This is a genomic window from Corynebacterium mastitidis DSM 44356 (assembly GCF_000375365.1).
Classification (GTDB): Bacteria; Actinomycetota; Actinomycetes; order Mycobacteriales; family Mycobacteriaceae; genus Corynebacterium; species Corynebacterium mastitidis.
Genome location: NZ_AQXB01000001.1, coordinates 459,554 through 480,579, shown reverse-complemented (window position 1 = coordinate 480,579; position 21,026 = coordinate 459,554). Strand labels below are relative to the sequence as shown.

Annotated in this window: 16 protein-coding genes; 13 read left to right on the top strand and 3 right to left on the bottom strand. The window is 70.8% G+C overall.

Translation table 11 applies throughout. The annotated features are described in order from the left end of the window. Positions 1-80 precede the first annotated feature (80 nt). Positions 81-1,766 (top strand): urocanate hydratase, encoded by a 1,686-nt coding sequence (gene hutU, locus B140_RS0102280; protein ID WP_018117734.1) that lies wholly within the window; start codon positions 81-83, stop codon positions 1,764-1,766. A gap of 8 nt (positions 1,767-1,774) precedes the next feature. Continuing rightward, a complete protein-coding gene (hutI, locus tag B140_RS0102275) occupies positions 1,775-2,953 on the top strand; it encodes an imidazolonepropionase (RefSeq protein WP_018117733.1) in 1,179 nt (392 codons plus the stop codon). Positions 2,954-3,137: 184 nt separating this feature from the next. Here the strand turns inward: hutI and B140_RS0102270 are convergent, their stop codons facing one another. Next, positions 3,138-4,883: an FAD/NAD(P)-binding protein gene (locus B140_RS0102270; RefSeq protein ID WP_018117732.1), complete on the bottom strand. Its 1,746-nt coding sequence runs from the start codon at positions 4,881-4,883 to the stop codon at positions 3,138-3,140. A gap of 179 nt (positions 4,884-5,062) precedes the next feature. On the opposite strand from B140_RS0102270, the gene B140_RS0102265 reads away from it, so the two are divergent. From B140_RS0102265 to B140_RS0102240, 6 genes are read left to right on the top strand one after another with little or no spacing between them, the layout of a single operon-like run. Next, positions 5,063-6,700 carry a TIGR04028 family ABC transporter substrate-binding protein gene (locus B140_RS0102265; RefSeq protein WP_018117731.1) on the top strand — a complete coding sequence of 546 codons (1,638 nt, stop codon included), beginning with the start codon at positions 5,063-5,065 and terminating at the stop codon, positions 6,698-6,700. Beyond that, entirely contained in the window at positions 6,697-7,764 is a 1,068-nt protein-coding gene (locus B140_RS0102260; protein ID WP_018117730.1) for an ABC transporter permease, read from the top strand. Before B140_RS0102265 ends, B140_RS0102260 begins: the two co-directional genes overlap by 4 nt. Then, positions 7,761-8,573, top strand: coding sequence for an ABC transporter permease (locus B140_RS0102255; protein WP_018117729.1), 813 nt, complete (start codon positions 7,761-7,763; stop codon positions 8,571-8,573). Before B140_RS0102260 ends, B140_RS0102255 begins: the two co-directional genes overlap by 4 nt. 1 nt (position 8,574) lies before the next feature. Further along, positions 8,575-10,167 (top strand): dipeptide ABC transporter ATP-binding protein, encoded by a 1,593-nt coding sequence (locus tag B140_RS0102250; protein WP_018117728.1) that lies wholly within the window; start codon positions 8,575-8,577, stop codon positions 10,165-10,167. Between the two features lie 12 nt (positions 10,168-10,179). Further along, positions 10,180-11,229 carry an alkylhydroperoxidase domain protein gene (locus B140_RS0102245; RefSeq protein WP_018117727.1) on the top strand — a complete coding sequence of 350 codons (1,050 nt, stop codon included), beginning with the start codon at positions 10,180-10,182 and terminating at the stop codon, positions 11,227-11,229. 10 nt (positions 11,230-11,239) lie between these two features. Further along, entirely contained in the window at positions 11,240-12,091 is an 852-nt protein-coding gene (locus tag B140_RS0102240; RefSeq protein ID WP_018117726.1) for a squalene/phytoene synthase family protein, read from the top strand. Positions 12,092-12,209: 118 nt separating this feature from the next. Here the strand turns inward: B140_RS0102240 and B140_RS0102235 are convergent, their stop codons facing one another. Then, complete coding sequence (locus tag B140_RS0102235) at positions 12,210-13,193, bottom strand: NADP-dependent oxidoreductase (RefSeq protein ID WP_018117725.1); 984 nt, start codon at positions 13,191-13,193, stop codon at positions 12,210-12,212. Between the two features lie 24 nt (positions 13,194-13,217). Here B140_RS0102235 and crtI point away from each other — a divergent pair, with 24 nt between their 5' ends. Both crtI and B140_RS13175 read left to right on the top strand, forming a co-directional pair. Beyond that, positions 13,218-14,702: a phytoene desaturase family protein gene (crtI, locus tag B140_RS0102230; RefSeq protein ID WP_018117724.1), complete on the top strand. Its 1,485-nt coding sequence runs from the start codon at positions 13,218-13,220 to the stop codon at positions 14,700-14,702. 226 nt (positions 14,703-14,928) lie between these two features. After that, positions 14,929-15,618, top strand: coding sequence for a GntR family transcriptional regulator (locus tag B140_RS13175; RefSeq protein WP_169332516.1), 690 nt, complete (start codon positions 14,929-14,931; stop codon positions 15,616-15,618). A gap of 24 nt (positions 15,619-15,642) precedes the next feature. On the opposite strand, the gene pepN is transcribed toward B140_RS13175, so the two are convergent. Next, the gene (gene pepN / locus B140_RS0102220) at positions 15,643-18,222 is read right to left on the bottom strand and encodes an aminopeptidase N (RefSeq protein ID WP_026165894.1); all 2,580 of its coding nucleotides are present in this window, start codon (positions 18,220-18,222) and stop codon (positions 15,643-15,645) included. A gap of 234 nt (positions 18,223-18,456) precedes the next feature. Between pepN and B140_RS0102215 the strand changes: the two genes are divergently transcribed. The 3 genes from B140_RS0102215 (at position 18,457) to B140_RS11660 (ending at position 21,020) form a co-directional block, all read left to right on the top strand. Then, positions 18,457-19,071 (top strand): DsbA family protein, encoded by a 615-nt coding sequence (locus tag B140_RS0102215; RefSeq protein ID WP_018117721.1) that lies wholly within the window; start codon positions 18,457-18,459, stop codon positions 19,069-19,071. Between the two features lie 175 nt (positions 19,072-19,246). Beyond that, positions 19,247-20,377, top strand: coding sequence for a DUF4185 domain-containing protein (locus B140_RS0102210; protein WP_018117720.1), 1,131 nt, complete (start codon positions 19,247-19,249; stop codon positions 20,375-20,377). Positions 20,378-20,447: 70 nt separating this feature from the next. Further along, positions 20,448-21,020, top strand: a complete 573-nt coding sequence (locus B140_RS11660) for a peptidoglycan recognition protein family protein (protein WP_018117719.1) — start codon at positions 20,448-20,450, stop codon at positions 21,018-21,020. The last annotated feature ends 6 nt before the right edge of the window (positions 21,021-21,026 follow it).

Genomic DNA, 21,026 nt, shown 5'->3' with positions numbered 1-21,026 from the left:
TAGTGGGGATGACAGCCCCGGCTCAGGCCGGATCCGCGCCGCCGCGCCACGGGTACGCGATGTTTTTGGAGGAATAAATCGTGGCATCCCAACCGCGCACCGTCCGCGCCCCCCGGGGCCCGGAGCTCAGCGCCAAGTCCTGGCAGACCGAGGCCCCGCTGCGCATGCTGATGAACAACCTCGACCCCGAGGTCGCGGAGCGCCCCGAGGACCTGGTGGTCTACGGCGGCACCGGGCGCGCCGCGCGGAGCTGGGAGGCCTTCGACGCGATCGTCGATACGCTCAAGGAGCTGGGCGAGGACGAGACGCTGCTGGTGCAGTCCGGCAAGCCGGTGGCGGTGCTCAAGACCAACGAGTGGGCCCCGCGCGTGCTCATCGCCAACTCCAACCTGGTGGGGGACTGGGCCACCTGGCCGGAGTTCCGCCGCCTGGAGGCCGAGGGCCTGATGATGTACGGGCAGATGACGGCGGGCTCCTGGATCTACATCGCCACCCAGGGCATCCTGCAGGGCACCTTCGAGACCTTCGCCGCCGTGGCCGCCAAGCGCTTCGGAGGCAGCCTCAAGGGCACCCTCACGCTCACCGGCGGCTGCGGCGGCATGGGCGGGGCCCAGCCGCTGGCCGTCACCCTCAACGGCGGCGTGTGCCTGATCGCGGACGTGGACGTCACCAGGCTCAAGCGCCGCCAGTCCAAGCGCTACCTGGACGAGGTGTACGAGGACCTCGACGCCGCCGTGGCGCGCGCCGCCCAGGCCAAGGAGGCCGGGGAGGCGGTGTCCATCGGCATCGTGGGCAACGCCGCCGAGGTGTTCCCGGAGATGCTGCGCCGCCACCGCGCGGGCGAGATCGCCGTGGACGTGGTCACGGACCAGACCTCCGCGCACGATCCCCTCAGCTACCTGCCCACCGAGATCGCCGTGGCGGACTGGCAGCGCGAGGCGGCGGATGACCCGGAGACCTTCACCAAGAAGTCCCGCGAGTCCATGGCCGCCCAGGTGCAGGCGATGGTGGAGTTCCAGGACGAGGGCGCGGAGGTGTTCGATTATGGCAACTCCATCCGCGACGAGGCCCGCCACGCGGGCTACTCGCGGGCCTTCGAGTTCCCCGGCTTCGTGCCTGCCTACATCCGCCCGCTGTTCTGCGAGGGACTGGGCCCCTTCCGCTGGGTGGCGCTCTCCGGCGACCCGGAGGACATCCGCGTGACCGACCAGGCGCTCAAGGAGCTCTTCCCGGACAACGAGCACCTGCACCGCTGGCTGGACGCCGCCGAGGAGTACGTGGAGTTCGAGGGCCTGCCTGCGCGCATCTGCTGGCTGGGCTACGGCGAGCGCCACCAGGCGGGCCTGCTGTTTAACCGCCTGGTGGCCGAGGGCAAGGTGAAGGCGCCCATCGTGATCGGCCGCGATCACCTGGACTCCGGCTCCGTGGCCAGCCCCTACCGGGAGACCGAGGGCATGCTCGACGGCTCCGACGCCATCGCGGACTGGCCGCTGCTCAACGCCTTGACCTCTACCTCCTCCGGGGCCACCTGGGTGTCCATCCACCACGGCGGCGGCGTGGGTATCGGCCGCTCCATCCACGCCGGGCAGGTCTCCGTGGCCGACGGCACGGAGCTGGCCGCCCGCAAGCTGGACCGCGTGCTCAGCAACGACCCCGCGATGGGCGTGATCCGGCACTTCGACGCCGGCTACGAGCGCGCCCACGAGGTGGCCCAGGAGCGCGGCGTGGACATCCCCATGCCCTTCCGCTCCCGAGAGGAGGCGTAACACCACCGATGGCTACGCTTTTTACCGGAATATCCGAGCTGCGCACCGTCTCCGAGGCGGGCACGCTGCGCGAGGCCGCCCTGGTGGCCGAGGGCGGCGCGGTGGCCTGGATCGGGCCCGCCGGTGACGCCCCCGCCTGCGACGACGCCGTGGACCTCGGCGGGCGCGCCGTGTTGCCCGGCTGGGTGGACTCCCACAGCCACATGATCTTCGACGGCGACCGCGCCGAGGAGTTCGAGGCCCGCATGGCGGGCCAGGACTACGCCGCCGGGGGCATCGCCGTGACCATGAAGGCCACCCGAGGCGCCGGGGAGAAGCGCCTGCGCAGGCTGCTGCGCCAGCGCCTGGCCGCCGCGCGCGCCGGGGGCACCACCTGCATGGAGACCAAGACCGGCTATGGCCTGGACGTGGACTCGGAGACGCTGGCGGCGCGCATTGCCGCCGAGGAGGCGGACGAGGTCACCTTCCTGGGGGCGCACGTGGTGCCCCCGGGGGCGGACGCGGAGGAGTACGTGGACCTGGTGTGCGGGGACATGCTCGCCGCCGTGGCCCCCCACGTGGGCTGGATCGACGTGTTCTGCGAGCGCGGCGCCTTCAACGAGGAGCACTCGCGCCGCGTGCTGGAGGCCGGGCGCGCCGCCGGGCTGGGGCTGCGGGTGCACGGCAACCAACTGGGCGAGGGGCCGGGCGTGGCCCTCGCGGTGGAGCTGGGCGCGGCCAGCGTGGATCACGTCAACTACCTCAGCGACGCCGACGTGGAGGCCCTGGCGGCCTCGGAGACGGTGGCCACCGTGCTGCCCGCCTGCGACCTCTCCACCCGCCAGCCCCTGGCGCCCGCGCGCAGGCTTCTCGACGCCGGGGCCCGCGTGGCGATCGCCTCCAACCTCAACCCCGGCACCTCTTACACCTCGGCCATGACCTTCTGCGTGGCCACGGCGGTGCTGCAGCAGCGGCTCTCCCTCGACGAGGCGATCGCGGCCGCCACCAGCGGGGGAGCGCGCGCCCTGCGGCGGCACGACGTGGGGAGCGGGTTGGACGCCCAGGGCCGCCCGGCCAAGGGCACCCTGGCGGTGGGCGCGGCGGCCGACCTGCACGTGCTGGACACCGCGCACGCCATCGACCTGGCCTACCGGCCCGGCATGCCGCTGACCTGGCGCACCTACGTGGCAGGGCGGCGGGTGGCCTAAGCCCCTGCCGGTTTCTATGCCGCCGTGTGACGGGTGGGAATCTCACCCGCCACACCCCGGCATGGCGGCGTTCTTTCATTCCGCTGCGGTGCCCGAGCGAGCCACAACGGTCACGCCCCGGCATGGACGATGCGGCGGCCTCGGCCAGCCGGGGATCGTCGAGGCTCGTCGGGCCCAGCCGGGGCTAGGCCTCCTCCCCGCCCAGCGCCACGCGCAGCGCGTGGCACGCGGCCCTGTCCGTCTCCTGGAGCATGAGCGCGTCGGAGCCGGGGATGGGGGAGATGGTGGTGTCCGGCATCTGGGCGTAGGTGGGGATGCCGATGAGGTGCACCCTCGGGTCGAGGCCGCCGCCCGGGTTGACCAGCGCGCGGGTGCTGGCGTCCGTCTCCGGGGAGCCGCTGCCCTGGAAGGGCCGCCACCTGCCCTCCAGGGAGGCGGCCAGGGGGTCGGCGGAGGCGCGTGCGTCGAACTTGTGCATCCAGGCGTCGATGAGCACCCGCGCGGAGCGGGGCTCGGTGCTGCTGAGGGAGGTCATGGTGAACGCCTCGCCGGCCTCCACGCGGGTTCCCTCGCCCATCATGGTCACCAGCCCGGCGTCGATGAGCGCCAGGAGCTGCCTGCTGCGGAACAGCGGCGGCCCGGAGCCCGCCATCTGCCCCAGCGCCATGAACTCGCGCAGCGCGGGGCGGGACTCCGGGGTGTAGCGCCCCTGGGCGCCGAGGATGGAGACGGGCTTGCGGGCCCCGCTGATCTCCCACAGCGCCGCCTTGGCGGCGTTGCCCTCCCCCTCGGCGGCGGCGCGGACGTCCCCGGCCAACCCGGCGGCGATGCGCTCGGTCACCTCGGCGGGCGCGCCGGAGACCCCGGCCAGCGGGCGCGCCCAGCGCTCGGCGTCGAAGGAGGGGTCGGCCTCGCGGGCGTCGCGGAGCACGGCCTCTAGGGCCTCGTGGAAGTCGATGGGCTCCGCGCCGGGGGAGAGGCGGGCGATGGCCTCCTTCAGGTGCCGCAGGCGCGGTGCGGGCGGCAGCGCCCCGTAGTCGGACTTGGGCAGAAAGGGGTAGCCTCGCCGCGACCCCACCACCAGGCGCGGCTCCCGCCCGGAGGGGACGTAGCGCAGCCCGGAGCGGGTGGGGGCGTTCTCGAAGCGGCCCCCGCGCCCGAGGGTGAGCAGCGCCATGACGTCGAAGAACCCCATGCCCAGGCCGCGCACGAGGACGTCCTCGCCGGGGCGCACGGCGTCGAGGTCCTGCTCCACCGGGTTGTCGGGGCGCACCCACACCAGGCCGTGGTCCCCGGCGGCGCGGGCGAGGCGGCGCTCCTCCTCGTCGAGCCGGGGAACCTGCCAGCCCAGGGCGAGCACGGTGGCCTCGGCGCGCACCGAGGGGCCGTGGTCGAGGTCGATGACGTCCGCCCCGTCCTCGGTGCGCAGGGCCACCGCCCGGGCGCGGTGCTCCACGACCTCCACGGTGGCGGGCAGGCGGCGCAGCGCGAGGTCGTAGCACCAGCGCAGGTAGGCGCCGTAGAGGGCGCGGCTGGGGTGCGACCAGGGCAGGGTCTCGGCGGCCTCGGCGGCAAAGGCCGCGCGCACGCCCTTTGGGGCGGGGTGCTCGTCCCAGGGCCGAACCGCGGCGGGGCGCAGCTCGGCGCGCTCACCCCGGAGGAGCCTGATCCACTCGTAGAGCGTGGGCCCCTCCGCCACGGGCGCGGTCACCGTGGCGCCCGGTTCGGTGAACAGCGTCACCCGGTCCGCCAGGGTGTTCATGCACAGGACCCGGGTCTGCTCGGGGTCCCAGATGCGGCCCGCGCCGAGCGGGGCATCGTCGATGAGGTGGAGGGTGAGCGGGGCGCAGGGGCGGAGGGCGGCGAGGCGCTCGATGACGGAGATGCCGCGAGGCCCCACGCCCACGATGGCGATGGAGGGGGTGCTCATGTGTCCATTGTGGCACAGGGGCGACGCCGCCAAACAATAGACCGATCTGTTCGCCCGCATTCGTGTGAGGGGTCGGTGGTGTGGTAAACATGCTGGCGTACCGTTTTCCGTCAATGGACAGAACTGTCTATTTTGGCTCTCGGAAACACCCCAACACCCAAAGGCGAGCGATGAACAGAATGCTGCGCACCGCCGGTGCGCTCACCACCGCCCTGGCCGTGGCCCTGAGCGCCTGCTCGCCCGCGACCACCGGCGGCGAGCCACGGCGCGGCCTCGTGTACGCGGAGGCCGGGATGTTCAACAGCCTCTACCCGCCGCTGGCGGGTTACTACCCCAACGGCGGCGTGCTCAACAACATCGCGGACCGGCTGCTCTGGCAGGACCCGCAGACCCTGGAGCTGCACCCCTGGGTGGCTTTGGAGCTGCCGGAGGTCAACGAGGACGCCACGGAGTTTCTCTACCGCCTGCGCCCCGGCATCACCTACTCCGACGGCTCCGCGCTCAACGCCCCCAACGTGGTGAAGAACTACCGCCTGTACGCACATGGGGACTCCGCCCGCAAGCTGACCCCCTCGGAGCAGCTCGGCGGCCTGGAATCGGTGGAGGCCGTGGACGATCTCACCGTGCGCTTCCGCTTCGACGCCCCCGCCCCGGACTTCCCGCAGGCCACCTCCGCGCTGAACCAGGCGCTGCTGTCCGACGCCACGCTGGACCTGGACGCCTCGGGCTTTGCCCCCGGCAACGCCACGGCGGTGTCCGGCTCCGGCCCCTTCTACATCGAGGACGAGGAGCTGGGCACGGACCTTGAGCTGCGCTCCCGGCGGGACTATCGCTGGGCGCCCCCGGCGCGCGCGGATCACCAGGGGCCCGCCGAGCTGGATCGCCTCCAGATCACCCTCGCGGCGGAGGACTCCGTGCGTACCGGCGCGCTCACCTCCGGGCAGGCGGACGTGATCCGCCAGGTGGAGGCCCCGGACGAGCAGCACCTCGCGGCGCGCGGGCTGCGGGTGTACTCCGCGCCCACCAACGGGGTGAACAACGCCTTCCACTTTCACTTCCGTCACCCGCTGCTTGAGGACGTGCGCGTGCGGCGCGCGCTCATCCACGGCATCGACCGCGATCTCATCATCGCCACGCTGTTCTCCGGGTCCTACCCGCAGGCGGCCTCCCCGCTGGCGCGCACCGCGCAGGGGTTCCGGGACGAGTCCGAGCACTACCGCTTCGACCCCGAGCGCTCCCGGCGGCTGCTGGACGAGGCGGGGTGGGTCTCGGGCCCAGACGGCATCCGCGTGAGGGATGGGCGGCGGCTTTCGCTCACCTTCAACGAGGCGGTGCCGCAGCCGCGCTCCAAGCAGATGGTCACCAAGGTGCAGGAGATGCTCCGGGAGATCGGCGTGGAGGTCCACATCTACCCCGGGGACCGCGCCGCCCAGCAGGCCGCCATGCAGCGGCAGGACGTGGTGCAGGTGCGGCACTCCATGGTGGGGCGCGCCAGCCTGGACGTGCTGCCCAACTGGGTGGACGGGCAGGGCCGCAACTCCCTGCTCAACCGGGCCAAGGATGGCTCCCTGGGCGACCCCGAGCTGCAACAACGGGTGGAGGAGTTCTTCTCGCTCAGCGATCCGGGTGACCGCGCCCGGGCCGTGGGCGAGTTGCAGGACTACCTCTCCGAGCGGGTCTACATGCTGCCGATCTTCGAGGAGCCCCAGGTCTACGGGGTGAGCCCGCGCGTGGAGGGGATGAGCACCGAGGCGATCGGGCGGCCCTCCTTCTACGCGGTCTCGGTGCGCCCCGAGGACGCGGAGGAGCGACGATGACCGCGAGCCACATTGCGCGGCGGGTGGGGCAGGCCGTCCTGGTCCTGTGGGCGGCCTTCACCCTGGCCTTTGCGCTGCTGAGCGCCCTGCCCGGCGACGCCGTCCAGGCCCGCTACGAGGATCCCGCCCTGGGGCTGAGCCCGCAGCAGATCGCGGAGATGCGCGAGGCCTTCGGCTCGGATCAGCCCATCCCGCTGCGCTACGCGCGCAGCCTGGGCGGCTTTCTCACCGGGGAGCTTGGCTACTCAGTTTCCTCGGGCACGGCGGTCTCCGAGCTGATCGCGCAGGCCCTGCCCGCCACCCTCGCCCTGGCCACCACGGCCTTCCTGCTGGGGGTGGCGCTGGCGGGCGCGGTGGCCCTCGCGGCGAGCTTCGGCCCGTTCGGCTGGCTCCGCGCGCTGCTGCGCTCCGCCCCGCCGCTGCTGGTCTCCCTGCCCAGCTTTTGGCTGGGCATCCTGCTCATCCAGGTCTTTTCCTTCCGCCTGGGCTGGGTGCCGGTGATCAATGCCTCAGCGGCGCAGGGGCTGATCCTTCCGGCGCTCACGCTGGCGGTGCCCGTGGCGGCGCCCCTGGCCCAGGTGCTGCTGCGCAGCATCGACGACGTCCTCGCCCAGCCCTTCGTGCACACCGCTCGGGCGCGCGGCGCGGGCACCGGGTGGCTGGTGTGGCGCACGGTGTTGCGCAACGCCATGCTGCCCACCGTGACCATGGCGGGCGTGTTGTTCGGGGAGCTGGTGGGCGGCTCCGTGGTCACGGAGCACGTCTTTGCCCGCAACGGCATCGGGGCGCTGACCTTATCCGCCGTGGCGGAGCGCGATACCGCCGTGCTCATGGCGGTGGTGGTGATCGCGGCGGCCGCCTTCGTGCTCATCAACCTGGCGGTGGACCTGCTCTATCCCGTGCTGGACCCGAGGCTGCGCGCCCCCGCCGCTTCCCAGGGGCGTCGAGGGGTGGCCCACGGCGGCGAGCCCGCCGGGCCCGCCCGGGATAAACAGCGCGGCGCACGCGAAACCCCCAGCCGCCCCGGGGGCGGGCACGACGAGGATAAGGAGTCCCTGGCATGATCCCAAGGATTGCGCGCCTGCGCCCGAGCACCCTGTCGGTCCTGTCCGGGGCGATCCTCCTGGTGGCCCTCGCGTGGGCGGTGGCCCCCGGCCTGCTGACCTCCCAGGACCCCATCTCCGGGGGCAGCACCCCGGCGCTGCTGCCGCCGAGCACGCAGCACTGGTTCGGCACCGACGAGGTGGGCCGGGACCTCTACACCCGGGTGGTGTACGGGGCGCGGCAGACGCTCGCGGGCGCGCTCGTGGCCGTGGCGCTCGGCTTCGTGGCGGGCACCCTGGTGGGGGTGCTCGCCGGGGTGCGCCGGGGCCTCGTGGATACCCTCGTGATGCGCGGGGTGGACGTTCTGCTCGCCATCCCCAGCCTGCTGCTGAGCCTGTCCGTGATCATCGCGGTGGGTCAGGGCACCGTGCAGGCCGCGCTCGCCGTGGGGGTGACCTCGGTGGCCACCTTCGCCCGCCTGGCGCGCTCCCAGGTGCTCGGCGTGATGGAGCGGGACTACGTGGAGGCCGCGTACGGCTCGGGGGCCACCTCCTGGCAGGTGGTGTACCGCCACGTGCTGCCTAACTCGCTGACCCCGGTGGTGGCCCTGGCGGCGGTGCAGTTCGGCTCCGCCATGCTGCAGCTCGCCACCCTGGGGTTCCTGGGCTACGGCACGCCCCCGCCCACCCCGGAGTGGGGCCTGCTCATCGCGGAGAGCCGCGATTACATCGCCACCGCCGGGTGGCTCACCCTGTTGCCGGGCGCGGTGGTCGTGGCGGTGGTGCTGGCGGCCAACCACCTGGCCCATGCGCTGAGGAAGGTGATCTAGCGTGTCCGCGTTGCTGTCCATCCGCGACCTCAGCGTCTCCTACCACGCGGGGAGGGGGCGGGAGCCGGTGCGCGCCGTGCGCGGGGTGAGCCTGGAGGTGCAGCCCGGCGGGATCACCTGCGTGGTGGGGGAGTCCGGCTCGGGCAAGTCCACCACGGCCCTGGCCAGCATGGGGCTGCTCCCGCCGAACGCGCGGATCGACGCCGGCAGCATCGAGCTGGCGGGCCGCGAGGTCACGGCCTACTCGGAGCGGCAGTGGCGCGGGCTGCGCGGGCGGCGCGTGGGGTTGATCCCGCAGGACCCGCACAACAGCCTCAACCCGCTCAAGACCATCGGGGCCGCCGTGGCCGAGCCCCTGGCCATGCACGGCAGGGACACCTCCTCGGTGGTGGACCTCCTGGCCGCCGTGGGCATCGACGACCCCCGCCGCCGCGCGGACCAGTACCCCCACGAGCTGTCCGGGGGACTCAAGCAGCGCGCCCTCGTGGCCGCCGCCCTGGCCCTGGAGCCGGAGCTCATCATCGCGGACGAGCCCACCTCCGCCCTGGACGTGACGGTGCAGAAGGTGATCCTGGACCTGCTGGACTCGGTGCGCCGCGAGCGGGGCATCGGCGTGCTCTTTATCACCCACGACCTCGCGGTGGCCGGGGACCGCGCGGATCGGGTGGTGGTCATGCAGCGCGGCCGGGTGCGCGAATCCGGGCTCGCCGCCCGCGTGCTCACCGAGCCGCAGGATCGCTACACCCAGCGGCTGCTTGCCGACGCCCCCTCGCTCAGCGCCCCTCCCGCCCCGCGCGCGGGGCGGGAGGGGGACGCGCTGGTGGAGGTGCGCGGTGTGACCCAGAGCTTCGGCGGCGTGACGGCGGTGGACGACGTGAGCTTCCGGGTGACCCGGGGCAGCACGCACGCGATCGTGGGGGAGTCCGGCTCCGGCAAGACCACCACCGGGCGGATGATCGCGGGCTTCCGCCGCCCGGATTCCGGCACCGTGCGGGTGGGGGATACCCGCGTGGACACGCTCGACGCCCGGGGCCTGCGCGCGCTGCGCTCCCGGGTGCAGATGGTGTACCAAAATCCCTACTCCTCGCTGGACCCGCGCCGCAGCGTGGGGTACTCCGTGGGGGAGCCGCTGCGCAACCTCGGCGGGTGCTCTCCCCGCGAGATCCGCCGCCGGGTGGGGCGCCACCTGGAGCTGGTCTCCCTCGATCCGGCCCTCGCCGCCCGCCGCCCCGCCGAGCTGTCCGGCGGGCAGCGGCAGCGGGTGGCGCTGGCCCGCGCCCTCATCGTGAACCCGGAGGTGGTGGTGCTGGACGAGGCGGTCTCGGCGCTGGACGTGAGCGTGCAGGCGCAGATCGTCGCGCTGCTGCGCCGCCTCCAGGCGGACCTGGGGCTGACCTACGTGTTCATCTCCCACGACCTCGCGGTGGTGCGCCAGGTGGCGGACACCGTGAGCGTGATGCGCCGGGGCAGGCAGGAGGAATACGCCCCGGCGGAGGAGATCTTCGAGAACCCGCAATCGGACTACACCAGGGCCCTGTTGGACGCCGTGCCGGGGAGGCGCTACCGGCACGGCGGGCTCAACCTGGGCCTGTGAGAGGAACATAAAGTGACGGACATTATCTCCCTGCTCATCGACGACCCGTACCTGGACGAGCTGCGCGACGCCCGCCCCCAGGCCCGCGCGAACGCCCAGGAGGCCTTCGAGGCGTTGCTGGAGGGGGAGCTGCTGCCCGCTGGCCTGCGCTACCGGCTGGCCCTGATCGCGGCGGAGTCCGCCGGGGTGCCGCACGCCGTGGCGTTTTACCGCGACCTCGCCGCGGACGAGCCCGAGCCCCGCGCCCCGGCCGCGCTGCACTGGGCCCGCCAGCTCGCCTGGCGGCCCGCCTCCGCCAACGCCCTGGACGTCGCGGACCTCGCGGAGGAGGGGTGGGGCCCGGACCAGGTGGTGGCGATGGGCCAGCTCGTTGGCTTCGTGGCCTTCCAGGCGCGCGTGGTGCACGGGATCAGGGCGCTGAGCCTACCGCTGACCCTGAAGGACGCCACCCCGCCCGGCTTTGTTTCGCCCGCCTACCCGGGGATGGCGCGCCCGGCGCACTTCGTGTCCCACTCCCTGGGCTGGCGCCCCTGGGTGCCGCCCGCCGAGAGGCTGAACCGGGAGCAGCGGGAGGCGCTGATCAAGCCGGAGCGGGAGAAGTCGGAGTACTTCCGCCTGCTGGCCCGCGATCCCCGCGCCCTGCGTGCCCGCACCCTCACGGACCTGGACATCTTCTACAACACCGAGGGCGGTCTGGGCCGCGCGGAGCGGGAGCTGGCCGCCACCGTGGCCTCCCGGATCAACGGCTGCGTGTACTGCGCCTCCGTGCACGCCGCCCGGGCGATCCGGGAGTCCGGGCGCTCGGAGGACGTGGAGCGCCTGCTGAGCGAGGGCCCGTCCGCCGACCTGGGCTCGCCGCAGTGGAACGCGGTGCGCGACGCCGCCCGCGCGCTCACCCACACCCCCGTCACCTTCGGCGCCCGGCACGTGGCCGGGCTGCGCGACGCCGGGTTCGGAAGTATTGCAACCGTGGACGTCATCAACGCCACGGCCTTCTTCCAGTGGGCCAACCGGCTCATGCTGGGGCTGGGCGAGCCGGAGCTGCCGCGCCGATTCCGATAACATACGGGGCGTGAGCCACAGCCGCCTGGAGTTCTTCGACGCCCTCGCCGCCCGCGCCAGCGCGGGCGTGCTCGGCGCGTATTCCTCCAGCTTTTCCCTGGCCACGGCGCTGCTTGGCCGCCGCGAGCGCGCCGATATTCGGGCGCTGTACGCGATGGTGCGCGTGGCGGACGAGATCGTGGACGGCGTGGGCGCCGAGGCCGGGGTGGACGTGGCCGCCTGCCTGGACGCCTACGAGCGCGCCGCGCTGGCGGCCATGCGCAGCCGTTTTTACCCCGACCCCGTCCTGCACTCCTTCGGCCGCACCGCCCGGGCCTGCGGCTTCGAGGAGGAGTGGGTGCGCGCCTTTTTTACCTCCATGCGCGTGGACATCGCGCCCCGCCCCATGAGCGAGGAGGACTTTAAGCGCTACGTGTACGGCTCCGCCGAGGTGATCGGCCTGATGTGCGTGGCGATCTTCGTGCGGGGCGTGGAGGTGGCGCCACACGAGCGGGAGGCCATGCGGGCCTCCGCGCGGCGGCTGGGCGCGGCCTTCCAGAAGATCAACTTCCTGCGCGACCTGGGGGAGGACGCCGCCCGGCTGGGGCGGCGGTACTATCCCGTGCCCCTGTCCGAGGAGGCCAAGGCGCGGATCGTGCGCGATATTCGTTCTGACCTGGCCGCCGCGGAACCGGGCCTGGCCCTGCTGCCGCCGCGCCCGCGCCGCGCGGTGGCGGCGGCGCGCGGCGTCTACGCGGAGCTGTTGTCCCGGCTGGAGGCCACCCCGGCGGGCCTTCTGACCCGGCGGCGGGTGCGGGTGCCGGGGCCGCGCAAGGCGTGGGCGGTGGCCCGGGGAGGTCTGGGGACCGCTCGCGGGGCCTAACCATCCCGCCGCGTGACGGGTGGGGCTCCCGATTGCCTCGCAGTGGAATGGCGCGATCCTTTCATTCCGCGCCGTGGCGTGGGCGAACCCCACCCGCCACACCCCGGGGCGGAAACCGCTACACCCGCACCACCATCTTGCCCTTGTTGCCCCCGCGCATCATGGAGAGGAAGCCCTCCACGGCGTTGTCCAGGCCCTCCACCACGGTCTCCTCGTACACCAGCGCGCCCTCGCGCAGCCAGGGCACCACCGTGGAGAGGAACTCGGGTGCGATGTCCAGGTGATCGCCCAGGGTGAAGCCCTCCATGCGCAGGGACTTCTTGATGATCTCCGTCATGTTGCGCGGGCCGGGCTGGGGAGCCTCCAGGTTGTACTGGCTGATCATGCCGCACTCCACCAGGCGGCCAAAGCGGTTCATGGCCCCGATGGCGGCCTCTAGGTGATCCCCGCCCACGTTGTCAAAGTAGACGTCGATCCCGTCCGGGAGCTGCTCGGCGATGGGCGCGGCCTTGTAGTCCAGGGCCACGTCAAAGCCGTAGCGCTCGGTGAGCATGGCGGCCTTCTCCGGCCCGCCCGCCGAGCCGATCACCGTTCGTGCCCCCAGCAGGCGGGCCATCTGGCCCACGGCGCTGCCCACGGCCCCGGCGGCCCCGGAGACGAACACCGTCTCGCCCGGCTGCAGCCCGCCCACGCGGGTGAGCCCGGCGTAGGCGGTCATGCCGGTGAGCCCCAGGATGCCCAGGTAGGCGGAGGGGGAGACGGCGTCGTCCACGGCGCGGAACTCCTCGGCCGGGCCCTGGGCCACGTCCCGCCAGCCCTGCTGGTGGGTGACCAGGGCGCCGGTGGGCAGGGCCTCGGAGCGCGAGTCCACCACGCGCCCCACGGCGGAGCCGGTCATGGGGGCGTCGAGCTCGAAGGGCGGGATGTAGCTGGGGGCGTCGCTCATGCGCCCGCGCATGTAGGGGTCCACGGAGACGTACTCGTTGCGCACGCGAACCTGGCCCTCCTCCAGGGCGGGCAGCTCGGCGCGCACCGCGCGGAAGTTCTCCGGGCGCGGCCAGCCGGTGGGGCGGGAGGCGAGATGAATCTGGTTACTGTGCATGGGGCACGATCATAGGCGCCTAGAATGGTGGGCATGGCAGGCGGGCATGTGGTGGTCATCGGCGCGGGCGTGGCGGGCCTGGCCTCGGCGGCGTTGCTGGCGCGCCGGGGCTACCGGGTGACGCTGTGCGAGAAGAACCAGGAGCTGGGCGGCCGGGCCGGTTCCCTGGAGGTGGGGGGATTCCGCTTTGATACCGGGCCGAGCTGGTACCTCATGCCGGAGGCCTACGAGAGGTTCTTCGCGCATTTCGGCACCACCCCGGAGCGCGAGTACGGGTTGACCCGCCTGGACCCCGCCTACCGGGTGTTCCACGGGGAGCGCCGGGTGGAGGTGCGCACGGGGCGGGCGGAGGAGCTGTTCGAGTCCGTGGAGCCGGGCTCCGGGGAGCGGTTGCGGCGGTACCTGGACAGCGCCTCGGACGCCTACCGCATCGCGCTGGAGACCTTCCTGTACACCACCTTCGAGCGGCCCTGGGAGCTGCTCACCCCGGAGGTGCGCGCCCAGGCGCCGCGCCTGCTGCGGCTGCTTTCCCGCCCGCTGGCGGCCGAGGTTGCCGGCGTGGCGAAGGACCCGCTGCTGCGCCAGATCCTGGGCTATCCGGCGGTGTTCCTCTCCTCCCGCCCGGAGCGGATTCCCTCCCTGTATCACCTGATGAGCCACACCGACCTGCGGCAGGGCGTGTGGTATCCCACGGGCGGCTTCTACGCCATCGTGGAGTCCATCGCCCGCCTGGCCCGCGAGGCCGGGGCGGAGATCCGCACCGGCTGCGAGGTCACCGGCATCGAGGCCCCGGGAGGGCGCGTGCGGGCGGTGCGCACCGCCCGCGGGAGGCTGGCGGCCGACGCCGTGGTCAGCGCCGCCGACGTCCACCACACGCAGACCGCGCTGCTGGAGGCCCGGCACCGTCCCTCGCCGCGCCGGTGGCGGCGGCGCGAGCCGGGCCCCTCGGTGGTGCTGGCCCTGCTGGGGGTGCGCGGGGCGCTGCCGGGCCTGTGGCACCACAACCTGATCTTCTCCCCGGACTGGGGACCGGACTTTGACGCCGTGTTCGGCGGGACCGGGCCTTCGCGCTCCCTGTACGTGTGCAAGCCCTCCGCCACGGACCCCCGGGTGGCCCCGCTGGGGCACGAGAACCTTTTTGCGCTCATCCCGGTGCCCGCGCGGGAGGACCTGGGGGCGGGCAGCGCCTACGGGCAGCCGAGCGCGTGGGTGGAGGGCGTGGCCGATGCCGCGATCGCCCAGATCGCGCGCGCGGCGGGGGTGCGGGACCTGGAGGATAGAATCGTGGTACGGCGCACAGTGGGTCCGGCGGACTTTTCCCGGCGGTATCACGCATGGCGGGCCGGTGCTATTGGTCCATCCCACACCCTAAAACAATCGGCCTTTTTGCGTGGTTCTCAGCGATCTCACAAGGTCAAAGGGCTTTTCTATGCCGGGGCCACCACCGCGCCCGGGGTGGGAGTTCCGATGTGTCTCATTTCCGCCGAGAACCTCCTGGAGTGGTTTTAGCCTCCCCCTGATGGGGGTGATTTTGCTGTGGGGTGCACAATAAATGTGCCGTCCGCAGCGGACGGGAATGGCCCCTTCATGTGGGCGGAGATGGTGAAAATGTGACGTGAGTTATCTCGAGGTGCTCAGACGTCATATGCAAAATTGCTCATGTATTGGTATCGTGATACGGGTGCCTGAACGGATGCCGAGAAAGAGTCCTGCGTACGTCATCATCGCAGATGAAATGAGAACCTGGATCGAGCGCGGTGATTACGCCCCAGGCGATAAGTTGCCCAATGAGCGGCAGCTCGTCGAGGAGTTTGGGGTGGCGCGCATGACGGTTCGTCATGCCTTAGATATTCTTCAGATGGAAGCGCTTATCGACCGTCGTCGCGGTCGTACCGGCGGCACCTTTGTCAAGGGGGTTCCGCCCACGGTGGAGCTGACCCGCCTGGAGGGGCTGATGATCCAGCTCCGCCAGCGCGGATTATCCGTTTACTCCAAGGTGCTCGCCGCCACGATGATGGAGGCCACCGTGCGCATCTCGCAGTCGCTGCACCTGCCGCCGCACGCCCCGGTGCTCAACATCGTGCGCCTGCGCTCGGTCAATACCACCCCGCTGCTCATCGAGAACAGCTATTACCCGGCGGACCTCGTGCCCGGCATGCTGGAGGAGGATCTCACGGGCTCCCTCTACGAGCTGATGGAAAAGCGGTGGGACATGGCCCCCGCGCGCAAGTGGGAGATCATTAGCCCCGGCATTCCCTCGCAGTCCGAGCAGACCCACCTCAACATTCCCCGCAACGTGCCCATCATGCGGATTCAGCGCGTGGCGCAGTCCCGCGACGGCAGCTACGTGGAGTACTCGGACGATGCCGTGCGCTCCGACATCGCCAAGATCAAGGTGGTCACGGAGGAGAACCCCGCCTCCTAGTTCTCCCGCGCTAGTTCTCCCGCGCTAGCTCTCCCGGGGCACGGCGTCCGCCTCCCGCAGCCGGATGATGCGGGCAACCCGGTCCCGGTTCTCCAGGATCAGGCGGCGCAGCCCTGTCGAGGAGGTGGCGGCTAAGAGGGCGTCCGCGCGGTCCAGGGCCTCCGGGGTGGCGTCCCAGAGGGGGTAGAGGCCCACCAGGGTGCGCTGCGCCATCTCCGAGCTCAGCCGATCCCACACGCCCGGGGCGGCCTCGAAGTACTCCTCGTTGAACTGCCGCAGCAGCGGCTCCGAGCCCGCCCAGGTCAATCCCGCCATCTTGGAGCGGGTTTCCAGGTTGGACATGTCTCCGGCCACGAGCTGAGCAAAGACCTCGCGCTTTGCGCCCTCCTCCGGCACCGCCGCGTGCGCCCGCAGCGCGGCCTGCGCCCCGGAGGAGGTGCGGTCCGTGGCGCCGAGCCGCTCGATGGCCCGCGCCGCCTCCTCGGCGTTCCCTAGGTCCCCGTGGGCGATCAGGGCGGTCAGCGCCAGCCAGCGCAGGTCCGTGTCGGTGGACTCCTCGTCGAGGAGGCCGCGCAGGTAGTCCGCGGCCTCGGGGGTCAGCGGCACGGCGGCGAGCTGGTGGGCAAAGATCAGGGCGGCGGCCTCGTTATCCTGCCGGGCGCCTGCCACCAGCAGCGAGGCGAGCAGCGCCCGGCCCTCGGACTCGGCCCAGGAGCGCTCCGCGTACTGGGTGACGGCGGTGGCGGCCTGCGCCAGGATCTTCTCCAGCACGGCCAGCTCCGTCTCGTGCAGCGCCCCGCGGGCCACCAGGGCCGCGTAGTCGCGTGCGCGCATGTCCCCGTCGCGCACCGCCTCCCACGCCGCCGACCAGCACAGGGTGCGCGCCATCGGGTCCTCGATCCGCTCGATGTTATCGAGCAGAAAGCCCCGGGAGGCGTCGTCTAGCCCCATGAGGCAGTAGGTGAGGTCGTCGTCGTTGACCAGAACCAGGTCCGCGGCGGGCTGGCCCGCCAGCTCGGGAACCTCGGTGCGCTCTCCTTGAAGGTCCACCTCCACGCGGTGGGTGCGCACCACGGAGCCGTCGATCAGCGAGTACAGGCCCACCGCCACGCGGTGGGTGCGCGGGCGCTCCTCCTGCACCACGTGGAAGGAGGAGTAGGCGCCCTCGCTCAGCGTGACCTCCGGGCGCAGGCGGGAGATGCCGGTGGTCTTGAGCCACTCGTCCGCCCAGCCGCTGAGGTCCCGGCCGGAGGCCTGCTCCAGGGCGGAGAGGAGATCGTCGAAGGTGGCGTTGCCCCAGGCGTGGGCCGCAAAGTGGCGGCGCACCCCGGCAAAGAAGTTCTCCCGCCCCACGTAGGCCTGAAGCTGCTTGAGTACCGACGCCCCCTTGGCGTAGGTGATGCCGTCGAAGTTCTGGTCCACCGTCTCGATGTCCGAGGCGTCGGTGGAGATCGGGTGGGTGGTGGGGAGCTGGTCCTGGCTGTACGCCCAGGCCTTCTCCACCGCGGCGAAGGTGACCCACGCGGTATCGTACTGCGTCTCCTCCGCCTGGGAGATGGAGGCGGCCCAGGTGGCAAAGGACTCGTTGAGCCACAGGTCGTCCCACCAGCGCATGGTCACCAGGTCCCCGAACCACATGTGGGCCAGCTCGTGCAGGATCGTGTCCGCGCGCCGCTCGTAGCGGTAGTGCGTGGTCCGGGAGGTAAACACGTACTCGTCGCGGATGGTCACGCAGCCCGCGTTCTCCATCGCCCCGGCGTTGAACTCGGGCACGAAGATCTGGTCGTACTTGCCAAAGGGGTAGGCGAAGCCAAAGTTGCGGTGGTAGAAGTCAAAGCCCTGCTTGGTCTCCCGGAAGATCCGATCCGAGTCCAGGTGCGCCGCCAGGGACTTGCGGCAGTACAGCCCCAGCGGCACGCTGACCTCGCGCGGCTGCCCCTCCGGGGTCTCCGGGTGGTGGGTCAGCTCGCCGGTCCAGGTGCTGCGCACCTCCGTGTACGGGCCCGCGCAGACGGCCATAAGGTACGTGGACAGCGGGTAGTCCACGGAGGAGGTGTGCGTCAGCGTGCGCTCGTCGCGGCGCACCGTGCTCTGCTCCGCGTTGCCGATGACCCGCCAATCGTCCGGGGTGTGGAGGGTAAAGGAATAGGTGGCCTTGAGGTCCGGCTGATCGAAGCAGGCGAACATGCGCTTGGCGTCGGCCGTCTCAAACTGGGTGTACAGGTACGTGCGGCCGTCGGCGGGATCGACGAATCGATGCAGCCCCTCGCCCGTGCGGGAGTAGGCGCAGGTGGCCACCACGCGCAGGGTGTGCTCGCCCGGCGTGAGGCCGAGCAGCGGGATGCCGCGCTCCTCGCGGTAGGAGCCGTCCGGGTGCGCGGCGGCGAGGATGTCCTCCCCATCCAGGCGCGCCCCGTCCACCCGCACCGCGCGCAGGTCCAGGAAGGTGTCCCCGGCCTGCCGCACCGAGAACTTGACGGTGGTCGTGGAGCTGAACTGGCCGGAATCCGGGTCGCTGAGGTCCAGGGTGACGTCGTAGTGATGCACGTCCAGCATCTCGGCCCGGGCCCGGGCCTCCTGTTGGGTGAGATTGATGGAACTCATGGGCATCCCTTTCTCTTTGTCCTCGGTGTGCTTGGAGCACGCGCTTTTACCACGGGGCCGTGGTGCCCCTTGAGGGCATGGTTGCGGCCTGCCGCCATCACCACCGATTGTAGTGATGGGGAGATACCAAGAATGGGATCGGCCCCAGCGGCCTTGAGCTTTATGGACGCCGCGCCGCGCGGCGGGCGGCTATCGTGGAGGCAGTCACACGCCGTAACGATCTAAGGAGAACCCGTGACCACTCCCGTAACCTTCTGGTTTGATGCCTCCTGCCCGTTTTGCTGGCAGACCTCCCGCTGGATCAAGGAGGTGGAGAAGGTCCGAGACATCGCGGTGGAATGGGTGCCCATGTCCCTCTCCGTGCTCAACGAGGGGCGCGACCTGGACCCCGGATACATGGAAAAGATGAAGGCCAACTGGGGGCCGGCCCGCGTGTTCGCCGCCGTCAAGGCCCAGGAGCCGGAGAAGGTGGACGCCCTGTACACCGCGATGGGCACCCTCATCCACCCCGGGCGCCAGGGCGGGAAGAAGGATTACGGCGCCTACAACGAGGTGATCGCGCAGGCCCTGGCCGAGGTGGGGCTCGACCCCGACTACGCGGAGGTTGCGAACACCACCGAGTGGGACGCGCGCCTGCGCGAATACCACCAGGGCGCCATGGACGCCGTGGGCGACGAGGTGGGTACCCCGGTGGTCAAGCTGGGGGATACCGCCTTCTTCGGGCCCGTGATTACCCGGGTGCCCCAGGGCGAGCAGGCGGGCGAGCTTTTCGACGCCGCCGTGACGCTGGCCGGATACCCGCATTTCTTCGAGCTCAAGCGCACGCGGACGGAGAACCCGAGGTTTTAAGACAGTGTGAAGTCGATCTCGCGCGCCTCTGCCGTTCTACGGCTAGCGCGCGGCGACGCTGGGCTGTGCTTTGAGGGGCCGAGGGAAAGATATTGTCGCATATCGAACATATGTTTTAATTTAGGTCTAGCCTCATGCCGGTACGTATTCCTCGATACCTCAAGGAGGTACTGGCATGGTTATGGTCCCCACGGGGCTCTCGGCAGGTTGGGACACCCTGACCGGCAACGTCATCAAGCCCACGGCACGCTTTGGATTCCTAGGTACCGACCTCGGCTATTTCTTCACCGGCGGTAAGGGCCAGTGGACCGGCGCGATCTTCGGAGATACCTTCGATGCCACCGACCCGGACAGCGCCAAGGGCTGTGGCTGGCGTTCCCCGGTCATCCTGCGCACCAGCTCCTTCAACGGCGTAGGCCTGGGCGGACCGAAGTGGGACAACGCCGTCGGCGGTGCGCGAGCCAAGGAAGCCTGGCCCTACCGGCGTATCGGAAACGGTGCGCCCCGCCCGGGCACCTTCGACGCCTTTACCATCATCCCCAACGACGTGATTCAGCTCCCGAACGGTTACTACATGGGTAGTGGATTCCGCGTCAAGCAGTGGATTAACTCTGGCGACCAGCAGATGTGTACCACCTACGGTAACGCGTGGTTCTGGTCGAATGAGCGGCACGCGGAGAATTGGCAGGAGTGCCGCCACGCGAACAACCTGGGCCGCCTGTACCAGTGGGAGAACTCCGGTTGGGAGCGCTTCTTCCAGAACATCAGCATGGTCATGGTGCCCGGCGACGAGCACGTGTACGTGTTTGGCACCCCCGAAGGGCGCAAGAAGGGTAACGGTGCCGGCATCTACCTGCGGCGCGCGCACTGGACGCGCCTCACGGACGATAAAGCATGGGAGTTCTGGGCGTTCACCGACGGGCGCTGGCAGTGGCAGAACCGTGTTGCTCCGACGCCGATCATCACCCCCAGGGGTGATTGGCCTATCGGTGAGATCGATGCCCAGGTTATCGACGGTAAGGTCGTACTCTCCTACGTCTCTGAACTGGGTGCGGTGTGCCGGATCGCTGACCACCCGGATACGTTGTGGTCGCGTGAGTACCTGATGGTGCCGCACGCCCTGCTCCCCGCGATGTATGCCCCGAGCCTGCATCCTAAGAGCACGATGACCAACGCCTTCCTGCACCTGTCCTCGTGGCCGCACGTGGATAATCCGGCGCACAAGGTGGACCCCAATCAACCCATCTCGATCTCCTCGGGCTACGGCGTCTATGGATTCCGAGGTCTGCTGAAGATTCTCGCCTAGCGGTGTCGCGTCGCAGCCTGCCCCGCCTGTCCGCAGGTGGGGGTCTCTCATTGAGGAAGGAAGAGCAAGTATGGCGATAGATCAATTCCAGGCGAGCGTGATTCGCCTGACCAACAACGACTCTGGCTGGCGTGACCCCAAGGCGTGCCAGGCGGTGTTCATCCATACCTATGAGTGCCCGCGTGGCGATGATCTGGAATCCCGGGCGGACTGGCAGGACCGATCTAAGACGGGTTCGTACACGATCCTGGTGGGCACGAAGCGCACGTTGCGCGCCAACGACGATGACTACGCGCCGTGGGCGGCGGGCTATACCGCCAACCGGCGGGGGTTGCACCTGAGCTTCTTGGCCTACGCGTCATCTCCCCGGGGCGATTGGCTGGTATCCGATCACCAGCTAGACCTGGGCGCGGCGGTGGTGGCGGATTGGTGCAAGCGCTACGGCATCCCCGCAGTGAAGATTAACGGGGCCGATCTGCGTGCGGGCAAGCGCGGGATCGGCGGGCACGGTGACGCCGCGGCAGCGTGGGGCGAGACCGACCACAGCGATCCCGGGGCGGGATTCCCCTGGGACGTTTTTATCCAGAAGGTACAGCGACATATCAGGGGCACCGCCGTGAAGGGAGAAACGACCATGACCTGACGATTC

Excerpts from the sequence above, each read along its gene's own strand:
- B140_RS13175 (WP_169332516.1), top strand. The coding sequence starts at position 14,929 with ATGAGAACCTGGATCGAGCGCGGTGATTACGCCCCAGGCGATAAGTTG.
- B140_RS0102255 (WP_018117729.1), top strand. The coding sequence starts at position 7,761 with ATGATCCCAAGGATTGCGCGCCTGCGCCCGAGCACCCTGTCGGTCCTG.
- B140_RS0102235 (WP_018117725.1), bottom strand. The coding sequence starts at position 13,193 with ATGCACAGTAACCAGATTCATCTCGCCTCCCGCCCCACCGGCTGGCCG.
- crtI (WP_018117724.1), top strand. The coding sequence starts at position 13,218 with ATGGTGGGCATGGCAGGCGGGCATGTGGTGGTCATCGGCGCGGGCGTG.
- pepN (WP_026165894.1), bottom strand. The coding sequence starts at position 18,222 with ATGAGTTCCATCAATCTCACCCAACAGGAGGCCCGGGCCCGGGCCGAG.
- B140_RS0102265 (WP_018117731.1), top strand. The coding sequence starts at position 5,063 with ATGCTGCGCACCGCCGGTGCGCTCACCACCGCCCTGGCCGTGGCCCTG.
- hutI (WP_018117733.1), top strand. The coding sequence starts at position 1,775 with ATGGCTACGCTTTTTACCGGAATATCCGAGCTGCGCACCGTCTCCGAG.
- B140_RS0102260 (WP_018117730.1), top strand. The coding sequence starts at position 6,697 with ATGACCGCGAGCCACATTGCGCGGCGGGTGGGGCAGGCCGTCCTGGTC.
- B140_RS0102210 (WP_018117720.1), top strand. The coding sequence starts at position 19,247 with ATGGTTATGGTCCCCACGGGGCTCTCGGCAGGTTGGGACACCCTGACC.
- B140_RS11660 (WP_018117719.1), top strand. The coding sequence starts at position 20,448 with ATGGCGATAGATCAATTCCAGGCGAGCGTGATTCGCCTGACCAACAAC.
- B140_RS0102270 (WP_018117732.1), bottom strand. The coding sequence starts at position 4,883 with ATGAGCACCCCCTCCATCGCCATCGTGGGCGTGGGGCCTCGCGGCATC.